The organism is Blautia hansenii (assembly GCF_013304445.1).
In the GTDB taxonomy this organism is placed as follows: domain Bacteria; phylum Bacillota; class Clostridia; order Lachnospirales; family Lachnospiraceae; genus Blautia.
In genome coordinates this window covers 1-22163 of the sequence record NZ_JAAITA010000031.1, presented here as the reverse complement: position 1 = coordinate 22163, position 22163 = coordinate 1, and the positions used below count along the sequence as shown (strand labels likewise).

At 44.9% G+C, this 22163-nt stretch carries 18 protein-coding genes; all 18 read right to left on the bottom strand.

The features are described 5' to 3' along the window. Positions 1-136: 136 nt before the first annotated feature. The 18 genes from G5A70_RS14470 to G5A70_RS14385 all read right to left on the bottom strand — a co-directional run bounded on the left by G5A70_RS14470 (position 137) and on the right by G5A70_RS14385 (position 21573). Positions 137-556 (bottom strand): twitching motility protein PilT, encoded by a 420-nt coding sequence (locus G5A70_RS14470; RefSeq protein WP_173750180.1) that lies wholly within the window; start codon positions 554-556, stop codon positions 137-139. Between the two features lie 121 nt (positions 557-677). Next, positions 678-1736 carry a D-alanyl-D-alanine carboxypeptidase family protein gene (locus G5A70_RS14465; RefSeq protein WP_226853738.1) on the bottom strand — a complete coding sequence of 353 codons (1059 nt, stop codon included), beginning with the start codon at positions 1734-1736 and terminating at the stop codon, positions 678-680. Further along, positions 1720-2115 (bottom strand): methylglyoxal synthase, encoded by a 396-nt coding sequence (locus tag G5A70_RS14460; RefSeq protein ID WP_111919756.1) that lies wholly within the window; start codon positions 2113-2115, stop codon positions 1720-1722. The genes G5A70_RS14465 and G5A70_RS14460 overlap by 17 nt, the downstream gene beginning before the upstream one ends. Then, a complete protein-coding gene (locus G5A70_RS14455; RefSeq protein ID WP_173750179.1) occupies positions 2112-3242 on the bottom strand; it encodes an FtsW/RodA/SpoVE family cell cycle protein in 1131 nt (376 codons plus the stop codon). The genes G5A70_RS14460 and G5A70_RS14455 overlap by 4 nt, the downstream gene beginning before the upstream one ends. Before the next feature lie 29 nt (positions 3243-3271). Further along, positions 3272-3541: a cell division topological specificity factor MinE gene (gene minE / locus G5A70_RS14450; RefSeq protein WP_226853736.1), complete on the bottom strand. Its 270-nt coding sequence runs from the start codon at positions 3539-3541 to the stop codon at positions 3272-3274. 11 nt (positions 3542-3552) lie between these two features. Next, the gene (gene minD, locus G5A70_RS14445; protein ID WP_173750177.1) at positions 3553-4341 is read right to left on the bottom strand and encodes a septum site-determining protein MinD; all 789 of its coding nucleotides are present in this window, start codon (positions 4339-4341) and stop codon (positions 3553-3555) included. 59 nt (positions 4342-4400) lie between these two features. After that, positions 4401-7295 carry a penicillin-binding transpeptidase domain-containing protein gene (locus G5A70_RS14440; protein ID WP_173750176.1) on the bottom strand — a complete coding sequence of 965 codons (2895 nt, stop codon included), beginning with the start codon at positions 7293-7295 and terminating at the stop codon, positions 4401-4403. Then, positions 7280-7813 (bottom strand): rod shape-determining protein MreD, encoded by a 534-nt coding sequence (gene mreD / locus G5A70_RS14435; RefSeq protein WP_173750175.1) that lies wholly within the window; start codon positions 7811-7813, stop codon positions 7280-7282. Before mreD ends, G5A70_RS14440 begins: the two co-directional genes overlap by 16 nt. After that, positions 7813-8670 (bottom strand): rod shape-determining protein MreC, encoded by an 858-nt coding sequence (mreC, locus tag G5A70_RS14430; protein ID WP_173750174.1) that lies wholly within the window; start codon positions 8668-8670, stop codon positions 7813-7815. The genes mreD and mreC overlap by 1 nt, the downstream gene beginning before the upstream one ends. Positions 8671-8697: 27 nt before the next feature. After that, positions 8698-9687, bottom strand: coding sequence for a rod shape-determining protein (locus G5A70_RS14425; RefSeq protein ID WP_173750173.1), 990 nt, complete (start codon positions 9685-9687; stop codon positions 8698-8700). Between the two features lie 30 nt (positions 9688-9717). Next, the gene (gene radC / locus G5A70_RS14420) at positions 9718-10413 is read right to left on the bottom strand and encodes a RadC family protein (protein ID WP_173750172.1); all 696 of its coding nucleotides are present in this window, start codon (positions 10411-10413) and stop codon (positions 9718-9720) included. Between the two features lie 88 nt (positions 10414-10501). Continuing rightward, positions 10502-12091: an NAD(P)/FAD-dependent oxidoreductase gene (locus G5A70_RS14415; RefSeq protein WP_173750171.1), complete on the bottom strand. Its 1590-nt coding sequence runs from the start codon at positions 12089-12091 to the stop codon at positions 10502-10504. After that, positions 12085-13287: an aminoacetone oxidase family FAD-binding enzyme gene (locus G5A70_RS14410; protein WP_173750170.1), complete on the bottom strand. Its 1203-nt coding sequence runs from the start codon at positions 13285-13287 to the stop codon at positions 12085-12087. Before G5A70_RS14410 ends, G5A70_RS14415 begins: the two co-directional genes overlap by 7 nt. A 7-nt stretch (positions 13288-13294) precedes the next feature. Further along, a complete protein-coding gene (locus tag G5A70_RS14405; RefSeq protein WP_173750169.1) occupies positions 13295-14587 on the bottom strand; it encodes an aminotransferase class I/II-fold pyridoxal phosphate-dependent enzyme in 1293 nt (430 codons plus the stop codon). After that, positions 14575-15531 carry a tRNA (adenosine(37)-N6)-dimethylallyltransferase MiaA gene (gene miaA, locus G5A70_RS14400; RefSeq protein ID WP_173750168.1) on the bottom strand — a complete coding sequence of 319 codons (957 nt, stop codon included), beginning with the start codon at positions 15529-15531 and terminating at the stop codon, positions 14575-14577. Before miaA ends, G5A70_RS14405 begins: the two co-directional genes overlap by 13 nt. A 9-nt stretch (positions 15532-15540) precedes the next feature. Then, a complete protein-coding gene (mutL, locus tag G5A70_RS14395) occupies positions 15541-17496 on the bottom strand; it encodes a DNA mismatch repair endonuclease MutL (RefSeq protein WP_173750167.1) in 1956 nt (651 codons plus the stop codon). 6 nt (positions 17497-17502) lie between these two features. After that, complete coding sequence (gene mutS / locus G5A70_RS14390; protein WP_173750166.1) at positions 17503-20178, bottom strand: DNA mismatch repair protein MutS; 2676 nt, start codon at positions 20176-20178, stop codon at positions 17503-17505. Between the two features lie 135 nt (positions 20179-20313). Further along, positions 20314-21573 (bottom strand): site-specific integrase, encoded by a 1260-nt coding sequence (locus G5A70_RS14385; RefSeq protein WP_173750165.1) that lies wholly within the window; start codon positions 21571-21573, stop codon positions 20314-20316. Positions 21574-22163 lie beyond the last annotated feature (590 nt).

Sequence of the window (22163 nt, the reverse complement as noted above, 5' to 3'; positions counted from 1 at the left end):
TAAAGATTTCTCCCACCACCCGCATAGCAGGTGGTTTATTTCATTGCTGACACAAAAAGAAGAGCTGCCGCTTTAAGCCTCTTATTCTGCTTAAAACGACAGCTCTTTCATACTTGCTGTAACGTAGGAAATCCGATTAAATGGAAACCAGAATCATCTCTTTGACGCTTTCGGGAAGTTCCTTTTCGTCTTTGGAAACGCTTAATACAAAAGATACGTTGTATTTTTCACCCATATCCTTCAGGCGTGCCATCACATCTGCAAATGCTTCATCTGTTACCCGTGAAATTTTAATGAAACTGTCGAGATACATTCTTTCCAGGTCATTGTCCTGAGAAACTACACCGGAGAGAAATCCCAGAAATTCACTGCTATTTTGAATATCGTAGTCAGACATATCAATTAAACGTACCTTATTATTTAATTCATACATGTGCTTTCTGCTTTTATCCAGATATACCAGTGTTCCGTTTGCTTCTTTGACCTCTGTATTTACTTTATCCAGAAGTACCTTTGTTTTTCCTTTACCCTTTTCTCCTACAATTAACTGAACCATCGCAATTTCCTCCTTAGCCGCACGTAATATGTAATTTTACTAAAACCGTGGTTATTGTTAAATTAATTATAGTGCATATCGTTCAAAAATACAATGGTAAATTCAAAATTTATAGCAAAAATTAAGAATTAATCTTTTCCAGCATCTGGCAGATACGGTTGTTCATTTCCGTTTCGCTTTCTGACTGGAAAACAATAGCTGCAAAAGCATTTCCATAATTGTTCTGCACCAGCAAAGCGGTATATCTTTCCGTATCAGAAGAGAAAAATTTTCCTCCTAATACGGTTACGCCTCTGGGAACAGTGATTCGGCCTGTGGCATAGAGATTGTCACAGCTAAGCCACTGCTGTTTGGCAGTACCGTCAGCCTGGCTGTAATTCAGGATAAATTCCGACAGCCCCATGGCATTGGTAAGGTCCGGATATTTTAAAAGTTCATTTAAAAGCAAATAGATATCGTAAACCGTGGTATACTGATTTTCGTCCGAAACACCGGTTGCATTTACGAAGTTGGTGTTGGTCATGCCAAGGTCCTGGGCTTTCTGGTTCATCAAGTCCACAAAGGCATCTGCGCTGCCTCCTGCGCTTCGTGCAAGGGCCAGACAAGCGTCTTGTGCCGAAGATACTAAAACGGCATTTAAAAGCTGCTTGACGGTGATTTGATTGTCTGCAGACAGTCCGCAGGTATTTCGGTTCTGACCGTATACCATATCCTCCTGGGAAATGGTGACCGTATCGTCGGGATTCAGCTTTTCAAAGGCCACCAGTGCAGTCATAAGCTGTGTCACCGTACCTGGAGATACTCTTTCATAGAGTCCGGTTGAAAAGGAAATTTTTCTGCCATGGATATCAAAAAGTCCGGCCCGTTCCCCTTCTTTGGCTTCTACACCCTCCAGGGAAGTTTCCGCCTCTCCTACGCAAAGATTCTGGGACAGCCCATCAGCTACGGGATAATCCTCTCCTGCTGTGGTTCCGAAAACACGCTGGCTTCGGTCATACGGAAGGATTTCTTTTAACTGTCTGTTTTTTCCAATAAGGATAATGGCAAGCAGTCCCAGCAGCAAAAAAATTATTAGAAGGAGAAGCAAAAATAAGGTTTTTCTCACCTTCTGCTGATGACGCTTTTTAAATCTTCCTGTTCTTTTTTGGGGTTTTTTGAAAAGTTTATCGATACATCTCACGCCAGTCCAGCTCTCCTCTGCCCAAAGAACGAATCATCATTTCCGCAGTGGCCAGGTTGGTTGCCATGGGAATGTTGTGGGTGTCGCAGAGCATGAAAATACGTTTTACGTCAGGGTCATGCTTCTGCGGCTCCAGAGGTTCTCTTAAATAAATCACCAAATCCATGTCATTTTGCTCAATCATGGCTCCAAGCTGCTGTTCTCCGCCCAGATGTCCTGCCAGAAACTTGTGTACGGTCAGATTGGAAGCTTCTTCAATAAGTCTTCCGGTGGTTCCGGTGGCATAAAGGTTGTTCTTTGATAAAATATTTCTGTAGGCAATGCAGAAATTCTGCATTAATTTTTTCTTTGAATTGTGTGCAATTAATCCGATGTTCATGATTTTTCTACCTCCCTGTAAGTTCTGTATCGCTGTAAGCCCACATTCAGCACAAGTCCCATTCCGATATAAAGGCTGACCATGGAAGTCAGACCGTAGCTGACAAAAGGCAGCGGCGTTCCGGTGTTGGGCATAATCTTTGTGACAACGGCCACATTGATGAAGCCCTGGACAGCCACAATGGATGCTACCCCGCAGCATATAATCTTTCCGGCAGTATCTTTTGCCCGCAGACTTGTTCTGATACATTCAAAAATAATCAGCAGCAACAGCAGTAAAATTGCCACGCACCCGATGAATCCCAGTTCTTCTCCGGCAACAGAGAAAATAAAGTCTGTCTGGTTTTCAGATACGAAATTTCCCTTGTTTGCAGATGCCACTTCATTGTTGTTCAGACCTTTTCCCGTAAGCTGACCGGAACCGATGGCCATGACGGAATTTTCCTGCTGGTTTACAGCATCGGAATACTCATCGTCTTCAGAGTTTAAAAAGGCCATAATACGGTTTCTCTGATAGGATTTTATCAGCTTCTGGTCCGGTTGGACAACGATAAAGAGAAATACAACAGCAAGAGGAATGACAATCAGCAGTGCGCCTCCTATAATTTTATAGCTTAATCCTGCAATATAAAGCAGTATACAGAAAATTATAGCAATAGTTATGGTATTTTTCAAGTCTGGCTGTTGCAGAATCATGGCAAGAGGCACAGCAATCAGTACCGCTGATTTGACCAGCGTTCTCAAGGTATTAATATCCTCCTCGTGGTCCATAAAGTACTTAGCAAAGAAAAGGATAATAATAATCTTGGAAAGCTCGGTAGGCTGAAACTGAAAGCCGCCAATGCTAATCCAGCGGGTAGCGCCATTGGCATCGGTTCCCAGCAGAATAACCAGAAGCAGAAGGAACAGGTTTCCGCCGTACATAATCCAGTTGAAATTTAAAATCCAACTGTAATCCATCAGCGATACCACCACCATTACAATCAGTCCCAGAATCATACCTGCAAACTGTTTTTTCTGAAGAGAGGGGTCCGCGCTTCCTACCAGAAGTACGCCAATAGAGGTGAGCACTATCAGCACAAGCACCAGTCTGAAATTGTAGTCCTTTAGTTTATATTGTCTAATCATGAAAACACCTTTTTTCCTAATCTCAGTTGTTATCTCCAGAGGGATATTCCTGGAGAGGAATGTTCAATATCGGTCTGTAAGGGGATTTTTGCCATAAAAGTAGCAGTTTCTTTCCGGTAACGGATTTCCACGTTCTGTTCTCTTACGGCAAAATACTTATTTACAGCCCGAATCATATCGTTTTGCAGCATTGTCATCATTTGTGGAGTACAGTCCAGCCGCTCGGAAGTCAAAAGCAGCTTTAAACGGTCTTTTGCGATAAGACCGGAACGTCTGCCAGGAAATCTTAACAATTCCATGTCCTCCTTTATTATTTTCTGAAAATGCCTGAAAGACGCCGAAAGACGCCTTGTTTTTTCTGAAATTCCAGGAAAGGAACTTCTTCGCCGGAAATTCTGCGGCAAATATTTTCAAAAGCTCTGCCGGACAGGGAGTCTTTTCCGCAGAGAGGCTCTCCCTGGTTGGTGGCAATGACTACGGCCTCATCATCAGGAATTGCACCGAGAAGGTCTACGGCAAGAATTTCTGTCACATCTTCTATGGACATCATTTCACCCCGCTGAATCATATCCGGTCTGAGACGGTTGATGACAAGCTGAATCTGCGGCATTTCATTGGCCTGCAAAAGCCCGATGATACGGTCTGCGTCCCGGATAGCAGAAACCTCCGGAGTAGTGACCACAATAGCCCGGCCTGCGCCGGCAATGGCATTTTTAAAGCCCTGTTCAATACCTGCGGGGCAGTCCAGAATAATATAGTCAAATTCTTCGGACAAATCCTCAGTAAGCTTTACCATCTGTTCCGGTGTAATAGCTGTCTTATCCTTTGTCTGTGCAGAAGGCAGAAGAAACAGGGTATCGCACTGCTTGTCTCTGATCAGCGCCTGTTTCATCCTGCAGTTTCCTTCAATGACATCAATGAGGTTGTAGACAATGCGGTTTTCCAGTCCCAGCACTACATCCAGGTTGCGAAGTCCGATGTCTGTATCCACTACAACTACTTTTTTGTTCAGTCTGGCAAGACCAAGGCCGATATTGGCTGTTACCGTGGTCTTGCCTACGCCTCCTTTTCCGGACGTCACTACAATAATTTCACTCATACCAAATCCTCCTGATATTTTCTTTTTGCTGCTTCCTGTGTACTTTGCAAATTGACAGCTTAATCGTTTCGTGTTGTTGTCGTGTCAGCAGAAGATGCTGTACCGGTGACAATTTCAGATTCATCTGCAAGGTTGTACTTATAACGGAGGATATCTTTTGCTACGTCAACCGCATTGCTGGAAGCATAACCGTTTCCAATGCGGACGGCAATGCCCACTTCCGGATTCTCATAAGGTGCGAATCCCATAAAGAGTGCATGGGAGGGCCGGGTTAAATCTTCCTGTGCAGTACCTGTCTTGCCGGCAACAGAAACACTGAGAGAGCTTAAAGAAGCGTTATTTTTCGCAACTCCTCTCATACCTTTCTGTACAGTAGTCCAGGTATGGTCTGCAACGTCCATGTCTCCTTTGACTTCCGGAGTGTAATCTTCGATTATTTCTCCTTTGGAGTCAGTTACTTTATCAAGAAGGGACAGCTGATAGCTGGTGCCCCGGCTCGCAATAGTAGTCACATATCTGGCGAGCTGAGAAGTCGTAACAGACAAATCGCTCTGTCCGATAGAAGTTCTCAGCGCATCGGAAGTAGACATTTTCGGTGATACTTCCGTAATTTCCAGACCTGACTTTTCGTTCAGACGGAATAAATTGGCGTATTTCATCAGTTTTTCCACACCCAGAGAGTCGGAATATTTTCCGTCCGCATCTGTACCCAAATCATAAGCTACCTGGTTCATAAATACGTTACAGGAATTGGTGATACCGGAAACCGCGTTCATATAACCATGACCGGAATGCAGCCAGCACCAGGGTGCATTGGCAACTTTATCGAACTGGCCGGTACAGACAGCACCGTAACTGTCATTTACAATTCCCTCTTCCATACCAGCCACAACAGTAACTACTTTAAAGGTAGAACCTGGAGCTGTGAGCTGCTGGGTGGCCTTGTTATAGAAAGGACCGGATAAATCCTGGGACAGCTTGGCAAAATATTCGGTGTCCATGTTGTTGGCAAGCCGGTTGTTGTCATATCCAGGATAGGTCACACAGGCCAGAGTTTCGCCTGTGTTGACATCTGTAATAACCACGGAACCGGAGCAGGGGTCCAAAGCCAGCTGGGCCGGTGTGATTTCCAGATTACGGATTTTGTTTATCATAAAATCATAGGCTCTCATAGAACCGGATTTTAAAGCCTGATATGTGGCATCATCTTTTTCCAGAACATTCTGGTCGTACAAGAGCATACAAAGCTGGGCACCGGAGATGGTGTCTTCATGCAGCATATATTTATACAGGATTTTGGAAAATCCCTCATCATCAGCCAGGGATTCGGTCAGATAATCAGCCAGTGCGGTATATACCTCATTGGAATCCAGGTATTCGTCCTCAGAGGAAAATTGGGAAATATCAATCCAATTCTTTCCAGCTGCATAAGTCAGAAATTCCTTTAAACTGATAGATTCTTCCTTGGTCCAGGCTTTGTAGACGGAATCAGAGGAATCAATAGAATCTTTGGATAAAATACCCTTTTTATTCATAAGGAAATCATTCACAATGTAGCTCTGGTATTCCTGCATTTCTTCGGACAAGTCTTTATAAGCCGCGGGATTTTCCTTGGTCAGCTCTTCTTTTACCTGGGCAAAAACCTCAGACTGCTTTTGCTGAAATCGTTCGTATACTTCTTTTTCCAGTTCTGTGGCATCGTCCTCTTTGAAATGTGAGATGTCCAGAACACTATTGTTTATCAGGGCATTGTATACATCATAAATAGGCGTTTTAATAGCTGCCGTATCCATGCCGTCTTCTACTTTAAATTCCTTGGCGTTGATAATGTTGGCTACTAAAATTCCGGCAATTTTCTGTTCCAGGATATCGTAGGTGATACGCTGCAAATCCTTGTCCAGAGTCAGGTACACATCATTGCCGGACTCCGGCTCTTTTCTGGAATCGCTTTCAATTTTCAGAACTTTTCCCATAGTATCCACAAAGACAGTTTCTGAGCCGTCTTTTCCCTGCAGTTTGGTTTCCATTTCCTTTTCTATGCCGGCTTTACCTACCACAGCGTCGGTGGAATAATCATAGCCCTGGTCGCGGAGGCTTTCCAGTTCTTCTGAGTCGGCTTTTCCTGTATAGCCGATAATGGAGGCAAAACTTTCTGCCTCGTCGTAGACACGGATAGAATCCTCTGTAATATCCACGCCCTGCAGTTTGTCCTTGCGCTCCATAATTTCCGCCACAGTCTCTTCACTGACATTGGTGGCAATGGTAACGGGCACATATTTTTTAAAGCTGTTGGTGGATAAAATATAGCGTATTTTTACCAGCTCTAACGTTTCCTCCGGCGTAAAGCTTTCCGGCAGCCCATAGGACTCCAGTTCTTTTTTTGTATAAGGTTTTTCCTTGTTTACCAGTCCGAAACGCTCCTCTCCTGCCAGATACTCCATGATTTCATCAGCAGTGGCATTGAGCTGTTTCTTTTTCAAATCTTCAATCTTCGCTTTTCCGTATACGTCTGCTTTGAAACGGTTCAAGGTAAAACCTGTGGCATCAAAGGCATATTTTCCATCTTCGTCCAATACAATGTGAAAAGTAATATCTGTACTCTCATTGTGGGACTTCAGAATGTTTAAGAGTTCATAGGCCACATAGTTCAAGGTCAGATTTTTCTCTCTGGTGGAGTCATAAGTTCCGTTGTCCTCTAAAATGACGGAATAAGACAGTTGGTTGTAAGCCAGAGGCTTGCCGTTTCTGTCCAGAATATTGCCGCGGGTTCCTTTTAAAGTTCGTTCTTTTGTGATACTCAGATTGAAATTTTCCGCGTATTCCTCTCCATGAAGAATCTGCAGGGAAAAAAGCCGCTGAATCAGCACTGCAAACATGGCGCAGAATACGAGAATAACAACGGTTGTTCTTTTCAGTCCGATTTTTTTGATGAATTTTTTTATTTTCTTAACCAAATGGAATCTCTCTCTTTCATTTCCAGTTCGCTTAGCTTCCTGTTCAGTTTGAACAAAAGTTTGTAAAGAATGACAGTAACTAACACAGTATAAATCATTTCGGGAATCATAATGCGTCCGAAATAGTAAAAAATCTGCAGTCTTCCCCGCATGAGAAACTGCATTCCATATACCAGAATTCCGTAGAGGATATCTCCTGCCGCCACCAGAAACAAGGGGACACGGATTTCCTCATCGTAGAAAATTTTGCAGCAGCATCCTGCCACATATCCAATACACAGATAAATCAGGGCATAAAAGCCCAGTAGATTTCCATAGAAAACATCTTTTAAAAGTCCGCAGAAAAGTCCGGTCCAAAGTCCCGAAAGCTTTCCACGCATAAATCCAAAGGATACTGTGACAATCAACAGGAGATTCGGCACAATAGAGCCAATGGAAAGACTTTGAAATACGGTGCTCTGGAGAATAAAGCACACCAGAATCACCAGGCCTTGTACGGCTCTTCTCTTTATCCGCATCAGGAATCCCCTTTCTGCTGTTTCAGTTCTTTGATTACCAGTACCTCGCTTAAATGTTCAAAATCTACAGCCGGTGTCAGAGTTCCTGTCTTTGTCAGATTGTTGGGGTCCTCTTTTATTTCGCTGACATAACCGATGAGAATTCCTTTCAGGAATTTATCGCTGACATCGGAGGTGACAATCTTTTCGCCCTCCTGGATTTTGTCATCTTCGTCTTTTAAGTGGATAAACTGCAGCTTGCCTTCGTCAATCAGACGCAAATCTCCCGCCACAATACAGCGGTCAGAAGTGCTCATGGTCATGGCACTGACATTGCTGGTGTCGTCAATAATAGAACGGACCGTAGCCCAGTTTTTGCCCACTTCCGTGACAATGCCTACCAGTCCGCTGCCGGCGATGACGTTGCAGTCCTTCTGGATGCCGTCATCCGTACCCTTGTTGATGGTAAAGCTGTTAAACCAGTTGCCTGTATCTTTAGAGATAACATTAGCTGCCACCTTATCGTACTGACTGTAATCCTGATCCAGCTTGTATAATTCCTGCAGGCGTTCCAATTCTGTAAGCCCCTGGGTCAGGCGGCTGTTTTCTGCAGTCAGTTCATCGACTTTTTCCTGAAGTTTTTTATTTTCTTTTACAAGCGCCTGCTTATTCTGAAAGCCTGCGGTGGCATCGTCAAGAACAGCGCCCACTTTATTGATGCCTTTCTGGAATGGTACAATGATATACCCCGCTGTATTTCTCACCGGTTCAATGGGAAATTTCGCAGCAGCGGCGAAAATCATCAGACCGACACAGCCCAGAACCATGGCCGCAAGCACATGCTTGCTTTTAATCGTCCAATTATGCTTTTTCTTCATTCTCAAAACCTCAGCTTTTCTTTCCGGCTACCTGACCCATTTCCAAAGGGTGCGGTTTCCAATAATTTCTTTCAGCCCATATATGGTGCAAAGTTCATAATATCCCGATAATCGTACTTTTTGCCCGGTGGCCTGGCTCAAGAACCAGTCCATATCAGGGATTCTGGCACATCCTCCCGCCAGAAAGATTCCCTGGTCCTGAATATTCTGATACATCTGCGGAGGTGTTCTTTCCAGGAAAAACTGAATTTCTTCGCAGATAGACCGAATAGGGCCTAAAATTGTTTCGTATATCATATCAGAGGGCACAATCCCTTCCCGGGGCAGACCGCTTAAACTGTCGATCCCCACAATTTTTCTGGCCTCCCGGATATCTTCTTTTAAATAGGCCAGAGAGAACTTCAGTCTTCTGGCGGTCCGGTTTCCGATATAGAGGTTGTGCTGTTTGCGAACCTCGTTGACAATGGCTTCGTTCAGCTGTTTGCCCCCGATTTCCACAATTTTGCTCAAAACCACTCTTCCCTGTTCAATGACAGAGATTTCCGTACTTTGTGCCCCGATATTGACAATCATGCTTCCTTTTGTATGATTAATGGGAATCCCAAGGGCCACCGCATCGGCGATGGTTTTGTTGACCATATATATTTTGTTCTTTCGGTTGGAATTTCCAATGGTGTAATAGGCCCGCTGTTCAATTTCCGACAAATCCGAAGGAACTGCCAGATATAAACTGTTGCTGAAGACACTGCCGGCATTTATCTTATCCAGTAAAGCCTGTAAAACCATCTCTGTGTGATTGACATCTGCAATTTTTCCATAAGCCATGGGCGAAATTACAGATACATTAGACGGATTCTTTTCAAAAATCCCATATGCCTCATTTCCGACTGCCAGAATCTGCTTCTGGTTGCGAATGGCTATCATGTTTTTCTCCGTTAAAATAGTATCCTGGTCCTGTGAATAGATTTTCACCGTACTGGTTCCCAGGTCTACTCCAAACGTTTTATGCAATGGCATGTAAACTTGTCCCCTTTAACTTTTTAACATTTAAAAAATCCCCTGCTGGCGAAAACTCAGATATTTGCAGTCCCCAATAATAATGTGGTCCAGAAGCGGAATTCCAAGGAGTTCTCCTGCTTCTGCAATACGCTGTGTAACGTCCAAATCAGCCTGACTGGGAGTAGGGTCTCCGCTGGGATGGTTATGTACAAGAAGAATTCCCACGGCATGATAAGACATGGCGGTCAGGAATATCTCTCTTGGGCTGACGAAAGAACCGTTCACAGTTCCTTTGAAAATCATTTCCTCCCCCAGCAAATGATTTTTAGTGTCCAGCATCATACAGATAAGCTCCTCCTGTTCCTTGTGGCGCAGCCGCTCCATGTAATAATCCGCAATGGTTCCGGGCTGGGTAAACTGAAGCCCTTTCCTGGCTGTTGTCTGAGCAATGCGTTTGGAAAGCTCTCCGATGCATTTTATCTGTATTGCTTTTACTGTTCCGATACCTTTTACGGATTTTAATTGTGCAAGGCTTAAAGTGTGAAGTCCCAGAAGCCCCTTTCTGTCTTTGGAAAGACTGAGAATTTCTTCCGCCATATGCACAGAAGGGCTGCCTACCGTACCGGTTCTTAAAAGGACGGCAAGAAGCTCTGCATCAGTAAGGGACTGGGCGCCCAGCCGGACACATTTTTCGTACGGGCGCTCGTCCTTTGGTATCTGTTTCATGTTTTTAAATTCTGCCATACTCTATATTGCGATTTCTTTGGCATATTTTTTCGCATAGGGTTTTCGCAGATTCATTGTAGCACAGATTAAAAACGATGTATATGCCTTACGAAAAATTTATGAGATTTTTCATAATTGCCTCACCGATTTTCAATCCGTCCATGGCTGCCGAGGTGATTCCTCCGGCGTATCCGGCACCCTCTCCACAGGGATAAAGGCCGGATACGGAGCTGTGAAAATGTTCATCTCTGCAAATACGCACCGGGGAGGAGGTTCTGCTTTCGATACCGGAAAGCACCATATCGGCACGGGAAAATCCAGGGATAATCTGTTCAAATGCCTGTATGCCTTCCATAAGGGCTTCATTTAAAAATTCCGGCATCAAATCTCTCAGATTGGCAAAAGCATATCCGCCCTTCATACAGGGGGTGACTTCTCCGAAGTTGTCAGAGGTCTGATTTTGACAGAAGTCACCGTATTTTTGCACCGGAATTTTGCCCTGTCCCAATTCGTATGCTTTCTCTTCTAATCGCCGCTGAAATTCCATTCCGGAAAGCACGTCATCCCCCGAGAAATCTTCCGGAGTTACGGTTACAATCAGGGCACTGTTGGCATTTTTTGAGCCGCGGTCCTGGTAACTCATACCGTTTACTGCAAGTCGTCCCTCTTCGGAGGAAGCGTTGACTACATAACCGCCGGGGCACATACAAAAGCTGTATACCCCTCTTCCATTGGTTCCCCTGTGGGTCAGTTTATAGCTGGCTGCCCCAAGCTGCGCTGCCTGTTCCTGTCCGTACTGATACTGGTTAATCAGACTTTGCGGGTGCTCTGCCCGCAGGCCTACAGCGAAAGATTTTGGCTCCATGTGTATCCCCTTTTCTTTCAAAAGGGCAAACGTATCTCTGGCGCTGTGTCCCACAGCCAGTACCAGGGTATTGGTGGGAATCTTTTGGGTATGGTTTACTGTAACAGAAGCAATTCTGCCGTTTTCTATATGCAAATCTGTCATTTTAGAGGAAAAGCGGATTTCCCCGCCGGCCTGTTCAATAAAATGACGGATATTTTTTACGATATTTATCAGAGCGTCAGTGCCCAGATGAGGCTTCTGCTGGTAGAGAATTTCCTTTGGCCCTCCGGCCTCTACGAAAATTTTCAGGACCTCCCGGTTCCGGCCTATGGGATCTTTTACCAGCGTGTTCAGCTTTCCGTCGGAAAAAGTTCCTGCCCCGCCCTCTCCGAACTGCACATTGGATTCCGGATTTAACCGGCCGGTCTTCCAGAAATCTTCCACAGTCCGCAGACGGTTATCTGCGTCTTCTCCCCGCTCTAGAACCAGGGGTTTTAAGCCTGCTTTCACCAGATAGTAGGCACAGAACAGCCCGGCGGGGCCGCTTCCTACGATGACGGGGCGGCTGTTGGTTTCTTCCTTGATGCGAAGATAAGTGAATTTCTTAGGAGTCAACAGACTGACGTTTTTGGAACGGACTTTTTTCAGCACTTTGGCTTCTTTTTTTACGGACACCTCCACAGTATAGACAAAGAAAAGTTCCGGCTTTTTCCTGGCGTCCAGAGATTGTCTGGCAATGTTCCAGGAAAGCAGTTCTTCTCTGGAAATTCGCAGAACAGAGAGTATTTTCTTTTCCAGTTCTTCCTGCGTATGGGTAACGGGAAGTTTTATCTGACAGATATTCAGCATTTGGCTGCCTCCTTTCCTGCAAGGGCGCCGGTGGTCCATGCCCACTGAAGATTATAGCCGCCGCAGATACCGTCTGTGTCCAGCAGTTCTCCGGCCAGATACAGTCCCGGCACTTTCCGGCTCTCCAGAGTGTGCGGATGGACTTCCGTAAGAGAAACTCCTCCGGTACAGACCTGGGCGTTTTTAAAAGGTTTGGTTTTCTTTATTTTTATAGGAAATTCTTTTATCCTTGCCGCAAGAGCGGGGATTTCCGGTTTGTTCTCCATCAGCACGTCGCAGAGCTTTTTGGGGAAAAGCCCTGTGAGCAGGGCCGCTGTGGACTTATACGGGCACTGCTTTCTGCGGCTTTTTAAAAGCTGCTCTGTTTCTGCCAGATTACAGGAAGGGAGAAAATCCAGTACAGCCGTAACCTCAATGCCCTTATCCAGCAGTCTGGCAGCCAGACCGCTGCACTGAAAGACCGGAATACCGGAAATACCGTAATCCGTAAGCTGCAGTTCGCCTTCCTGCGTGTTCAGCACTTTTTTTTCGGCCACAAGAGAAATTCGTCCCTCGATACGGGTGCCTGCCCATTTGGAAAAATATTTTTCTTTTCCCATAAGGGGAACCAGAGCCGGCAGAGGTTTCTCTACAGAAAGTCCAAGGGATTTGGCCAGGGTATAGCCGCTGCCATCCGCCCCTTCTATTTGAGAAGCACGGGAGCCGCAGGACAGAATCACAGCGTCCGCCTTATACTGCCAGGTTTCGGTACGCACCAGAAATGAGGGCTTGCAGGAGGCAGTCTGTTCCGGGCGGATTTCCTTTACGTTCTCCCGGCATTTGATTTTTACCTTACGATACCGGGCTTCCATTTCCAGAAGCTCTTGTACGCTGGAGGCCTGCATGGAGGCAGGATAAAAATAACCGTTTTTTTCTTTTACGGAAACGCCGATTTCTGAGAAGAACTCCAGGGTGTCTGTCAGAGAAAACTGCTGTAAAATTCCCCATGCAGTTTCAGGCTTCTGGCTGTGATAGCATTCCCTGCTCTGGTAACGGTTGGTCAGATTGCAGCGGCCGTTTCCGGTGGCCAGAAGTTTTCGTCCTGTTTTCTCATTGTGCTCTAAAAGTGTGACAGCGGCTCCTGCCCGGGCGGCCATAATAGCAGCCATCATGCCTGCAGCGCCTCCGCCTATGACACAGATTTGTTTTTTTTCCATATTGCTCCTATTCTTCCGGAAGAGTCACCAGATTTTTGTCTGCCAGCTTCTGCAGAGACATAAGGATACCCAGCTTTGCGTGATACCAGGTGAGGCCGCCCTGGAAATATACCGTGTACGGCGGCTTAATGGGGCCGTCTGCAGAAAGTTCAATGGAAGAACCCTGCACAAAAGCGCCGGCAGCCATAATTACATCGCTGTCATAACCCGGCATAGCCCATGGCTCCGGCTCTACATAACTGTCCACAGGTGCAGCGGCCTGAATGCCCTTGCAGAATTCTACCACGCCCTCCGGTGTGCCGAAGGTTACGGCCTGAATGATATCGTGACGGCTTTCCGTGCCGTTTGGGGTTACCGAAAATCCCAGTTTTTCGTAGATGTTGGCTGCGAAAATTGCGCCTTTTAAAGCCCCTGCTGTTACAGTGGGAGCCAGGAAAAAGCCCTGATAGAAGGCAGGATTTACCCCTAAAGTGGCGCCCACTTCCTTTCCGAGTCCCGGACAGGTCAGGCGGTAAGCCGCATTGTCCACGTATTCTTTCTTTCCTGCAATGTAACCGCCGATAGGCGCAAGACCGCCGCCGGGATTTTTTATCAGAGAGCCCACGATTAAGTCTGCGCCTACGTCACTTGGCTCAATTTTTTCCACAAATTCTCCATAGCAGTTGTCTACCATACAAATGATGTCCGGCTTAATACCCTTGATAAAGGCAATCAAATCCCCAATCTGGCTGACAGAAAAAGTGGGGCGGGTAAGATAGCCCTTGGAACGCTGAATTTCCACCATTTTTGTCTTTTCTGTAATGGCATTTCGGATGCCTTCGTAGTCAAAACTGCCGTCTTCTAAAAGTTCTACCTGACGGTAAGTCACGCCGTATTCAGCCAGAGAGCCTTTGGAGGGACGGATACCGATAACCTCCTCCAGGGTATCGTAAGGTTTTCCCACAGGGGAAAGGAGTTCGTCTCCGGGACGGAGATTTCCTGCCAGAGCCACAGCCAGGGCATGGGTGCCGCAGGCTAAAAGGGGACGCACCAGAGCTGCTTCGGTGTGGAAGGCGCTGGCATAGACCTCTTCTAAGGTATCTCGCCCAATATCGTTATAGCCATATCCGGTGGACGAATACAGGCAGGCTTCGCTGACTTTATTTTTCTGCATGGCATGCAGCACCTTTAACTGGTTGTATTCTGCATTTTCATCAATGGCAGTGAAACGCTCTTTTAAACCTGCCTCTATTTTATTTCCAAAATTCAGTACCGCCTGGCTGATACCAAGCTGCTGGTACATTTCATTCATTTCCTGCATGGTATGATTCCTCTTTTCTCACAGTTTTCCAATATATCATTCAGGATGTCTTCTTCCTTGTATGCGAATTCATTTTTGTTTATCCAGATAACATCCTTTTCACGCTTAAACCAGGTAATTTGCCGCTTGGCAAAGTGCCGGGTGTCTCGTTTCAAAATATAGACCGCCTCATCCAGGGAACAGGTGTGGTCAAAATAAGACAGGATTTCCTTATAGCCAAGGCCCTGCATGGAAACCATATCTTTGGTGTATCCCATGTCTGCCAGCTTTCGGACTTCTTCTACCAGCCCTTGCTTTAACATTTCGTCTACCCGGCTGTCAATGCGTTTGTAAAGCCGTTCCCGCACATCGTTCAACACAAAGTATGCCGTGTTATAGGGCGACTCTTTTTCTGCCTCCCGAAGGTTGTGCTCAGAGATGCGCTCTCCGGTCAGTTCATAGTATTCCAAAGCGCGGATAACACGCTTTACGTTGTTGGCATGAATTTTCTGGGCAGAAGCCGGGTCTGCTTCCTGTAATCTGGCATGGAGAAATTCGCTGCCCTTTTCTTCGGCCAGTTTTTCCAGTTTTTCCCGCACCGTGGATTTTTCCGTGTTTTCAGAAAAATCAATGTCTTTTACCACGGCTTGGATATAGAAGCCCGTGCCGCCTGTCAGAATAGGGATTTTTCCCTTGGCATAGATTTTTGCCATGGCCTTTTTTGCCATTTCCTGAAAACGGACTACATGAAACTCTTCTTTTGGGTCCAGCACATCAATGAGGTAGTGGGGGACGCCTTCCATCTCTTCTTTTGTAATCTTTGCAGAGCCAATGTCCATATATTTGTACACCTGCATGGAGTCCGCAGAGATAATTTCACCGTCCACGGCCTTTGCAAGGGCGATGGAAAGCCTGGTCTTTCCCACGGCCGTGGGACCTGTCAGTACAATCAAAGGTTTTTTCAAAATATTCACCTACACAATCCGTTTGAATTTCTTTTCCAGTTCGTATTTGGTCATGGAGATAATGGTGGGTCTTCCATGAGGACAGTGATATGGATTGTCCAGTCCTAAAAGTTCGTCAATGAGTTTGTCTGCTTCCTGCACAGACAGGGTGTTGTTTCCCTTTACCGCAGCTTTGCATGCAGCGGTTGCAATGCGTCCGGTGAGAATATCCAGCGGCTGCCTGGCATTTTCGTTTTCCAGGCTGTCCAGAAGTTCTACAAAGAAATTTTGGACGGAAATGCCGTAAAGATTGGCGGGTACGCCGTGGATACTGTATTCTCTGCCGCCGAATTCCGAGATTTCAAAACCGAATCTTTTAAAAAGTTCCATGTGGGTTTTCAAAAGCAGGTCTTCCTGGAGATTCAGAGAAATCACCTGGGGCGGCGAAACCATCTGCGTTACAATTTCCCGGTTGGCAAATTCTTTCATGAAACGCTCGTATAAAACTTTTTCATGAGCTGCATGCTGGTCAATGATATAAAATTTATTGTCATATTCCACCAGCCAGTAAGTTTCAAAAAGCTGCCCAATAATCCGGTGGTGAAGCCGTGCTTTTTTGGATAAAAGCCGGTCGTCAAAAAGCTCCATCTGGACAGGCTTTTCGGGAGAAACAGATGGTTTTTCAGAAACCGTGGGTGTGTGTACTTCTGTCTGGGGACGTACACTGCCTGGCAGTTCGCTTTTTACCGTGGCTGCTTTCCGTGCCGGCTCTGCCATGGCCGGTTGAAGTCCTGTTTGAGGCACAGAAGGAACCGGTATGGAAGGCTTTTGGATGGCTGGCTTTAAATCGGCTGCCACGTAAGGGGTCTTTGCTTCTTTTATGCTGCTCTCCCATTTCTTTGCCTGCTGTTTATATCCGGTTTCAAAAGGCTCCGGCGGAGCTGTTTTTTCTTGTTTCGGTTCGGTTCGCTTTTCCAGTTCCACCTCCGGTATCATTTCCCGGTGGGACAAAGCGGCGGTAATCATATCATAAGTGGCATTGTAGACGGCCCCCTGATTCTGGAAGCGCACTTCCATTTTCGTGGGATGGACATTGACGTCAATCTCCTCTCCTTCTATGTCATAGTGCAGGCACACAAAAGGATATTTATGCTGCATCATATAGGGCTTGTAGGCCTCTTCAATGGCTTTCATCAAAATTTTGCTCTTTACATATCTGCCGTTGATGTAATAATTTTCAAAATTCCGGTTTCCCCGGGCAATCACGGGTTTCCCGATAAAACCCTCAATCGAAATACCGGGTTTTTCAAAAGCAACCGGCACCAGTTCTCTGGTAATGTCTCTGCCGTAAATGCCGTAAATCACATCTTTTAGATTGGAATTGCCGGAGGTATGCAGCTTGGTCTGACCGTTTACCATGTATTTAAAAGAAATATCCTGATGGGACAGGGCAAGCTGTTCCATGTAACCGCTGACGTATCCCGTCTCTGTCATGGCGGTTTTTAAGAATTTTCCTCGGGCCGGAGTATTGAAAAACAGGTTTCGCACCAGCATGGTGGTGCCGTTTGGCGCCCCCACTTCTTCCAGTGCCTTTTCTCTTCCGCCCTCAATGACATAGTGCACACCCGTCAGGGCTTCCGGGGTTTTGGTAATGACTTCCATCTGGGAGACCGCAGAAATACTGGACAGTGCCTCTCCGCGAAAGCCCAGAGAAGAAATCTGCAGCAAATCCTCTACCTTTTCAATTTTGCTGGTGGCATGACGCAGAAAGGCCAGAGGCACCTGCTCTTTTTCAATGCCTCCGCCGTTGTCTGTTACGCGGATAAAGGAAATCCCGCCTTCCTTTATTTCTACAGTAATGGCAGTAGCTCCTGCATCCACAGCATTTTCTACCAGTTCCTTTACCACAGAGGCAGGGCGCTCTACCACTTCCCCTGCCGCAATTTTATCAATCGTATTCTGGTCTAAGACCGCAATTTTTCTCACTTTTTATCACCATCTGTTCTTCAGCTTGTTCTGAAGCCGGTATAGAATGTTGAGAGCGTCTACGGGCCGCAGTTCGTCCACCTGGATGGATTTTAATTCTTCCAGAACATCGTCGTCTTTTACGGTGTCGAAAAGGGAAATCTGCTCCATATCCACTTCATCATAGTGTACCGCCGGCTTCGTCTTTGGTTTTCTGTTTTCTGAGGCAATATTTTTTACCGTAGCCGTAATATCTGCGCTGACCAGTTCCTCCACCAGCTCCTTTGCCCGGTCAATAACCGTGTCGGGAACTCCGGCCAGCTTGGCTACCTGGATACCATAGCTTTTGTCTGCTCCGCCTTTTACAATTTTCCGTAGAAAGACAATATCATCTCCCCGTTCTTTCACGGCAATGCAGTAATTGTTCACTCCCGCCAGTTTGCCTTCCAGTTCGGTGAGTTCGTGATAATGGGTGGCAAACAGGGTTTTGGCGCCTAAAAGCCTTGTATTGCTGATATGCTCAATCACTGCCCAGGCAATGGACAGGCCGTCGAAGGTACTGGTTCCTCTGCCGATTTCGTCCAGAATCAGAAGACTCTTGGAGGTGGCGTTTCTGAGAATATTAGCGACCTCCGTCATCTCTACCATAAAGGTACTCTGACCGCTGGCTAAATCATCGGAAGCTCCAACACGAGTGAAAATCCGGTCTACAATCCCGATATTTGCCTTATCTGCCGGGACAAAGGAGCCAATCTGCGCCATAAGTACAATCAGGGCAGACTGCCGCATATAGGTGGATTTTCCAGCCATATTCGGGCCGGTAATGACAGAAATCCGGTTTTTGCCATTGTCCAGATAAGTGTCATTGGGAATAAACATATCATTGGAAATCATTTTTTCCACAACTGGATGCCGTCCGTTTTTGATGTCAATGACCCCTTTTGTGTTGATTTTCGGCCGCACAAACTGATTGCGGGAGGCCACAAGGGCAAGAGAAAGATAGGTGTCCAGCCGGGCAATGGCCTTGGCTGTCCGTTGAATCCGTTCTACCTGAGCTGCTACCTGATTGCGGACTTTCACAAATTCGTCGTATTCCAGAGCATACAGCTTGTCTTCTGCGCCTAAAATCATATCCTCCAGTTCTTTCAAACGAGGGGTAATATATCGTTCCGCGTTGGTCAGCGTCTGTTTTCTGGTATAATAATCCGGCACCATATCTTTAAAAGAATTGGTAACTTCCAGATAATAGCCGAACACTTTGTTGTATTTTACTTTTAAGGTGCGGATTCCGGTCTTCTCTTTTTCGGAAGCTTCCAATTCCGCCAGCCAGGTTTTTCCTTTGGTTTTGGCCTCACGGAAATGGTCAATCTGTTCCTGATATCCTTCTTTAATAATACCGCCCTCTTTCATAGCCAGAGGCGGGTCTTCCACAATGGAAATATCCAGAAGGTCGTACAAATCCTTCAAATCATCCATTTCTTCATAAACTTTTTTTAATTCCCCGCAAGTAAAAGGTTCTAACAGCTTTTTGATATGGGGAATCATGCCAACGGAGGTTTTAAATGAAATCATATCTCTGGGATTGGCGGACTGGTAGCTGACACGGCTGACTAATCGTTCCATGTCATACACGGGATTCAGATATTCCCGCAGTTCTTCCCGATCCATTTCATGCCGGTTGATTTCTTCGACGGCATCCAGCCGTCCGTTGATTTCGTCCTTATCAATCAGAGGCTGTTCCAAAAAGGTTCGGAGCATACGGGCCCCCATGGCAGTTTTTGTCTTGTCCAGAACCCAGAGAAGAGAACCCCTCTTGCCTTTTTCCCGCATGGTTTCTGTCAGTTCCAGATTACGTCTGGTGGAACTGTCAATGAGCATATACTTATCGGTAATGTAGGGGGTAATAGCCCGCATGTGTTCCAGTGAAGTTTTCTGAGTCTCCAGCAAATAGGAAAAAAGCGCCCCTGCCGCAATCACGGCGCAGGCATAATCCTTCAGACCCAGCCCTTCCAGAGTTCCCACATGAAAATGCTCCTTTAAAGTGCGGGCGCACAGCTCGTCATCAAAATACCAGTTTTCCAGTGTGGATACGGAAATGTGCAGACGGTTTCTCAGTTCGTCCATATCGGCGCCGCACATGCAGAATGCCTCGTTGCATAAAAGTTCAGCAGGAGAAAATTTGTAGATTTCGTCCAGCAGCTTGCGGATATTTTCCACTTCCGTCACCATAAAATCGCCTGTGGTAACATCAGCAATGGCAATGCCAAAGCGGTTGGAAAGATATACCACAGACATAATATAATTGTTCTTTGTTTCGTCCAGCGCCTGGGTGTTTAAGGTAGTTCCCGGTGTCACTACGCGGATAACTTCTCTTTTTACAATACCTTTGGCCTGTTTGGGGTCTTCTACCTGTTCGCAGACAGCCACTTTGTACCCCTTGCTAATCAGACGGTTGATGTAAACCTCTGCGGCGTGAAAAGGGACACCGCACATGGGCGCCCTTTCTGCCATACCACAGTCTTTTCCTGTTAAAGTCAGCTCCAGTTCCTTTGAAACTGTCTGTGCGTCCTCAAAGAACATTTCATAAAAATCACCTAAACGGTAAAATAAAATACAGTCGCTGTACTCTTCTTTTGTCTTTACATAATGCTGCATCATCGGTGATAATGCACCAATATTTATATCTTTAATTGTTAAACCCATTGATTTTCCTTTGTTTCAAGCATTTTTGGACGTTTCATTTTTGGTTTACTACACCCTTTTTACACCCTTTTTCATATACAGATGTTTGCTAATATTTTAGCATATGAATAATATGTATTTTCGATGAATAATCACTCATATATATTCCTGTACAGAATGTTCATATTTTTCAAACTCACGGTGTATAAATTCTTTTTCCGGATGTGTATAATGGTCTGTCATTTTCTGATTTCGATGCCCGGTGATATCAAGCAATATTCTGGAATCCAACTTTTGCTGATAGCAATTCGTTACGAATGTATGCCGGAACATATGTGGGTGAATTTCAATTGGAATAAAGGATTCACCGTTATCTTCTGCAATTTGTTTTTGCCTTTTGTTTAAGATGGCGACCAAACGCCTGCATTCCTTTTCTAAATAATTAGGCAAAAAACAATTTCCTTTTTTGGTCGTCATGGCTAAATCCGGATATTCTTTTAAAAACGCATTTGAATTACCCCAGTTTTCATTATTTTCTTTATCTTGGGATTGTTGTTCCTTTAAAATCCGGAATGCCTCTGCCACGCCGTCTGTCATTGGAACAGCCCGATTGCTTGCTTCTTTTTTAGGTGTCGTAATCTGAATGCTCGTAACAGCATGCTCTAATTTTTTTCCATATCCATCAAAATAACATTTTGTTCGATTAATTGTTTTGTAAATACGAAGTTCCCGTTTTTCAAAGTCAATATCTTTCCATTGTAATGCACATAATTCTCCAGCACGAAGTCCAGTGTGCAAAAGTATATAAAAATATCTCTCGGAGCGAGAGTTTTTCGCAACGTCAAAAAACAAATCCAAAAGTTTCTTATCGATATATTGCCGATCTTCTTCCATTTCTTTTGGCATAAAGTCTTTTAAATAATCATCTATAATAACGCCTCTGCATGGATTATGTGTGATTGCAAAATTATTGACAGCATATTCTAAACAGGAAGAAAGCACATTCAATGTACTTTTTATAGTGCTTTTCTTGTATTTTTTTGCTAAATCATTCACTGCATCTTGAACACTGATTTGATTCAGATCAAGTAGTTTGATATGTCCTATAGAGCCTTTTATCCTGTTGTAGTTATCATAATAATTTCGGATTGTTGTATTTTTTAATTTTACTGCACAGACTGTTTCCATCCACTGGTCAAACCACTCATTCAGTATTATCATTGACTGTATAGTAGAAAGATTTTTGGTTTTCATGAATTCCAAATGCTTTTTTTTTGCCCTGAGATTGTTTAAATTGGAATCATAAAGGTAAGTAGGTTTTGGACTCCCTTTCATGTAAACTTTTGCCTGATAAAGACCATCTTTACGTTGACAGATACCACGTCCTATACTTTTTCCTTTTAAGTTTTTTCCCATATCATAACCTCCTTATTCCTGCGTATGTTTCCGAGAAACAAGGATACTTATCATATTCGGTTAACATCTTATCAAATTTGTGGATATTATTCAAGATAAAACCGAATATATCCGCATCCATTTTTTTATTTAACCTGATCATTAATCCATTTTTCTAATTTTGCTTTATGCACCAAAGTTCTTCTCCCAATACGGACCTGCATATTCTGTTCAAATGTAAAGTCCCTGGCTTTGCCATACGAGATATTAAGCAGTTTGCTGACTTCATTTAGTGAAAGCAGAATCTTTTCTTCCCGGGAGTTTGACAGTTGAATATCGAAAAAAGTACTCACAGGTCGCATAAAACCTGCTTTTTTTATGTCAAATTTTCCGTTTTTATGACTGTTATTTTCTGTTATTGTGTTGTATAATTCTTTAGTGAAGTATCATATTTTGAGCAGACAAAAAGAGCAGCTCTGAATAAAACTTGAACTGCTCTAAATGTGATTCTTCATAATTGTACCAAGTCGCGGACGTTTAGCCGATATGTATATGGCTTGAGTTTCCGCAAACTGTAATTCAAAAATGAATATGTCTGCCCAAAGTGCCAA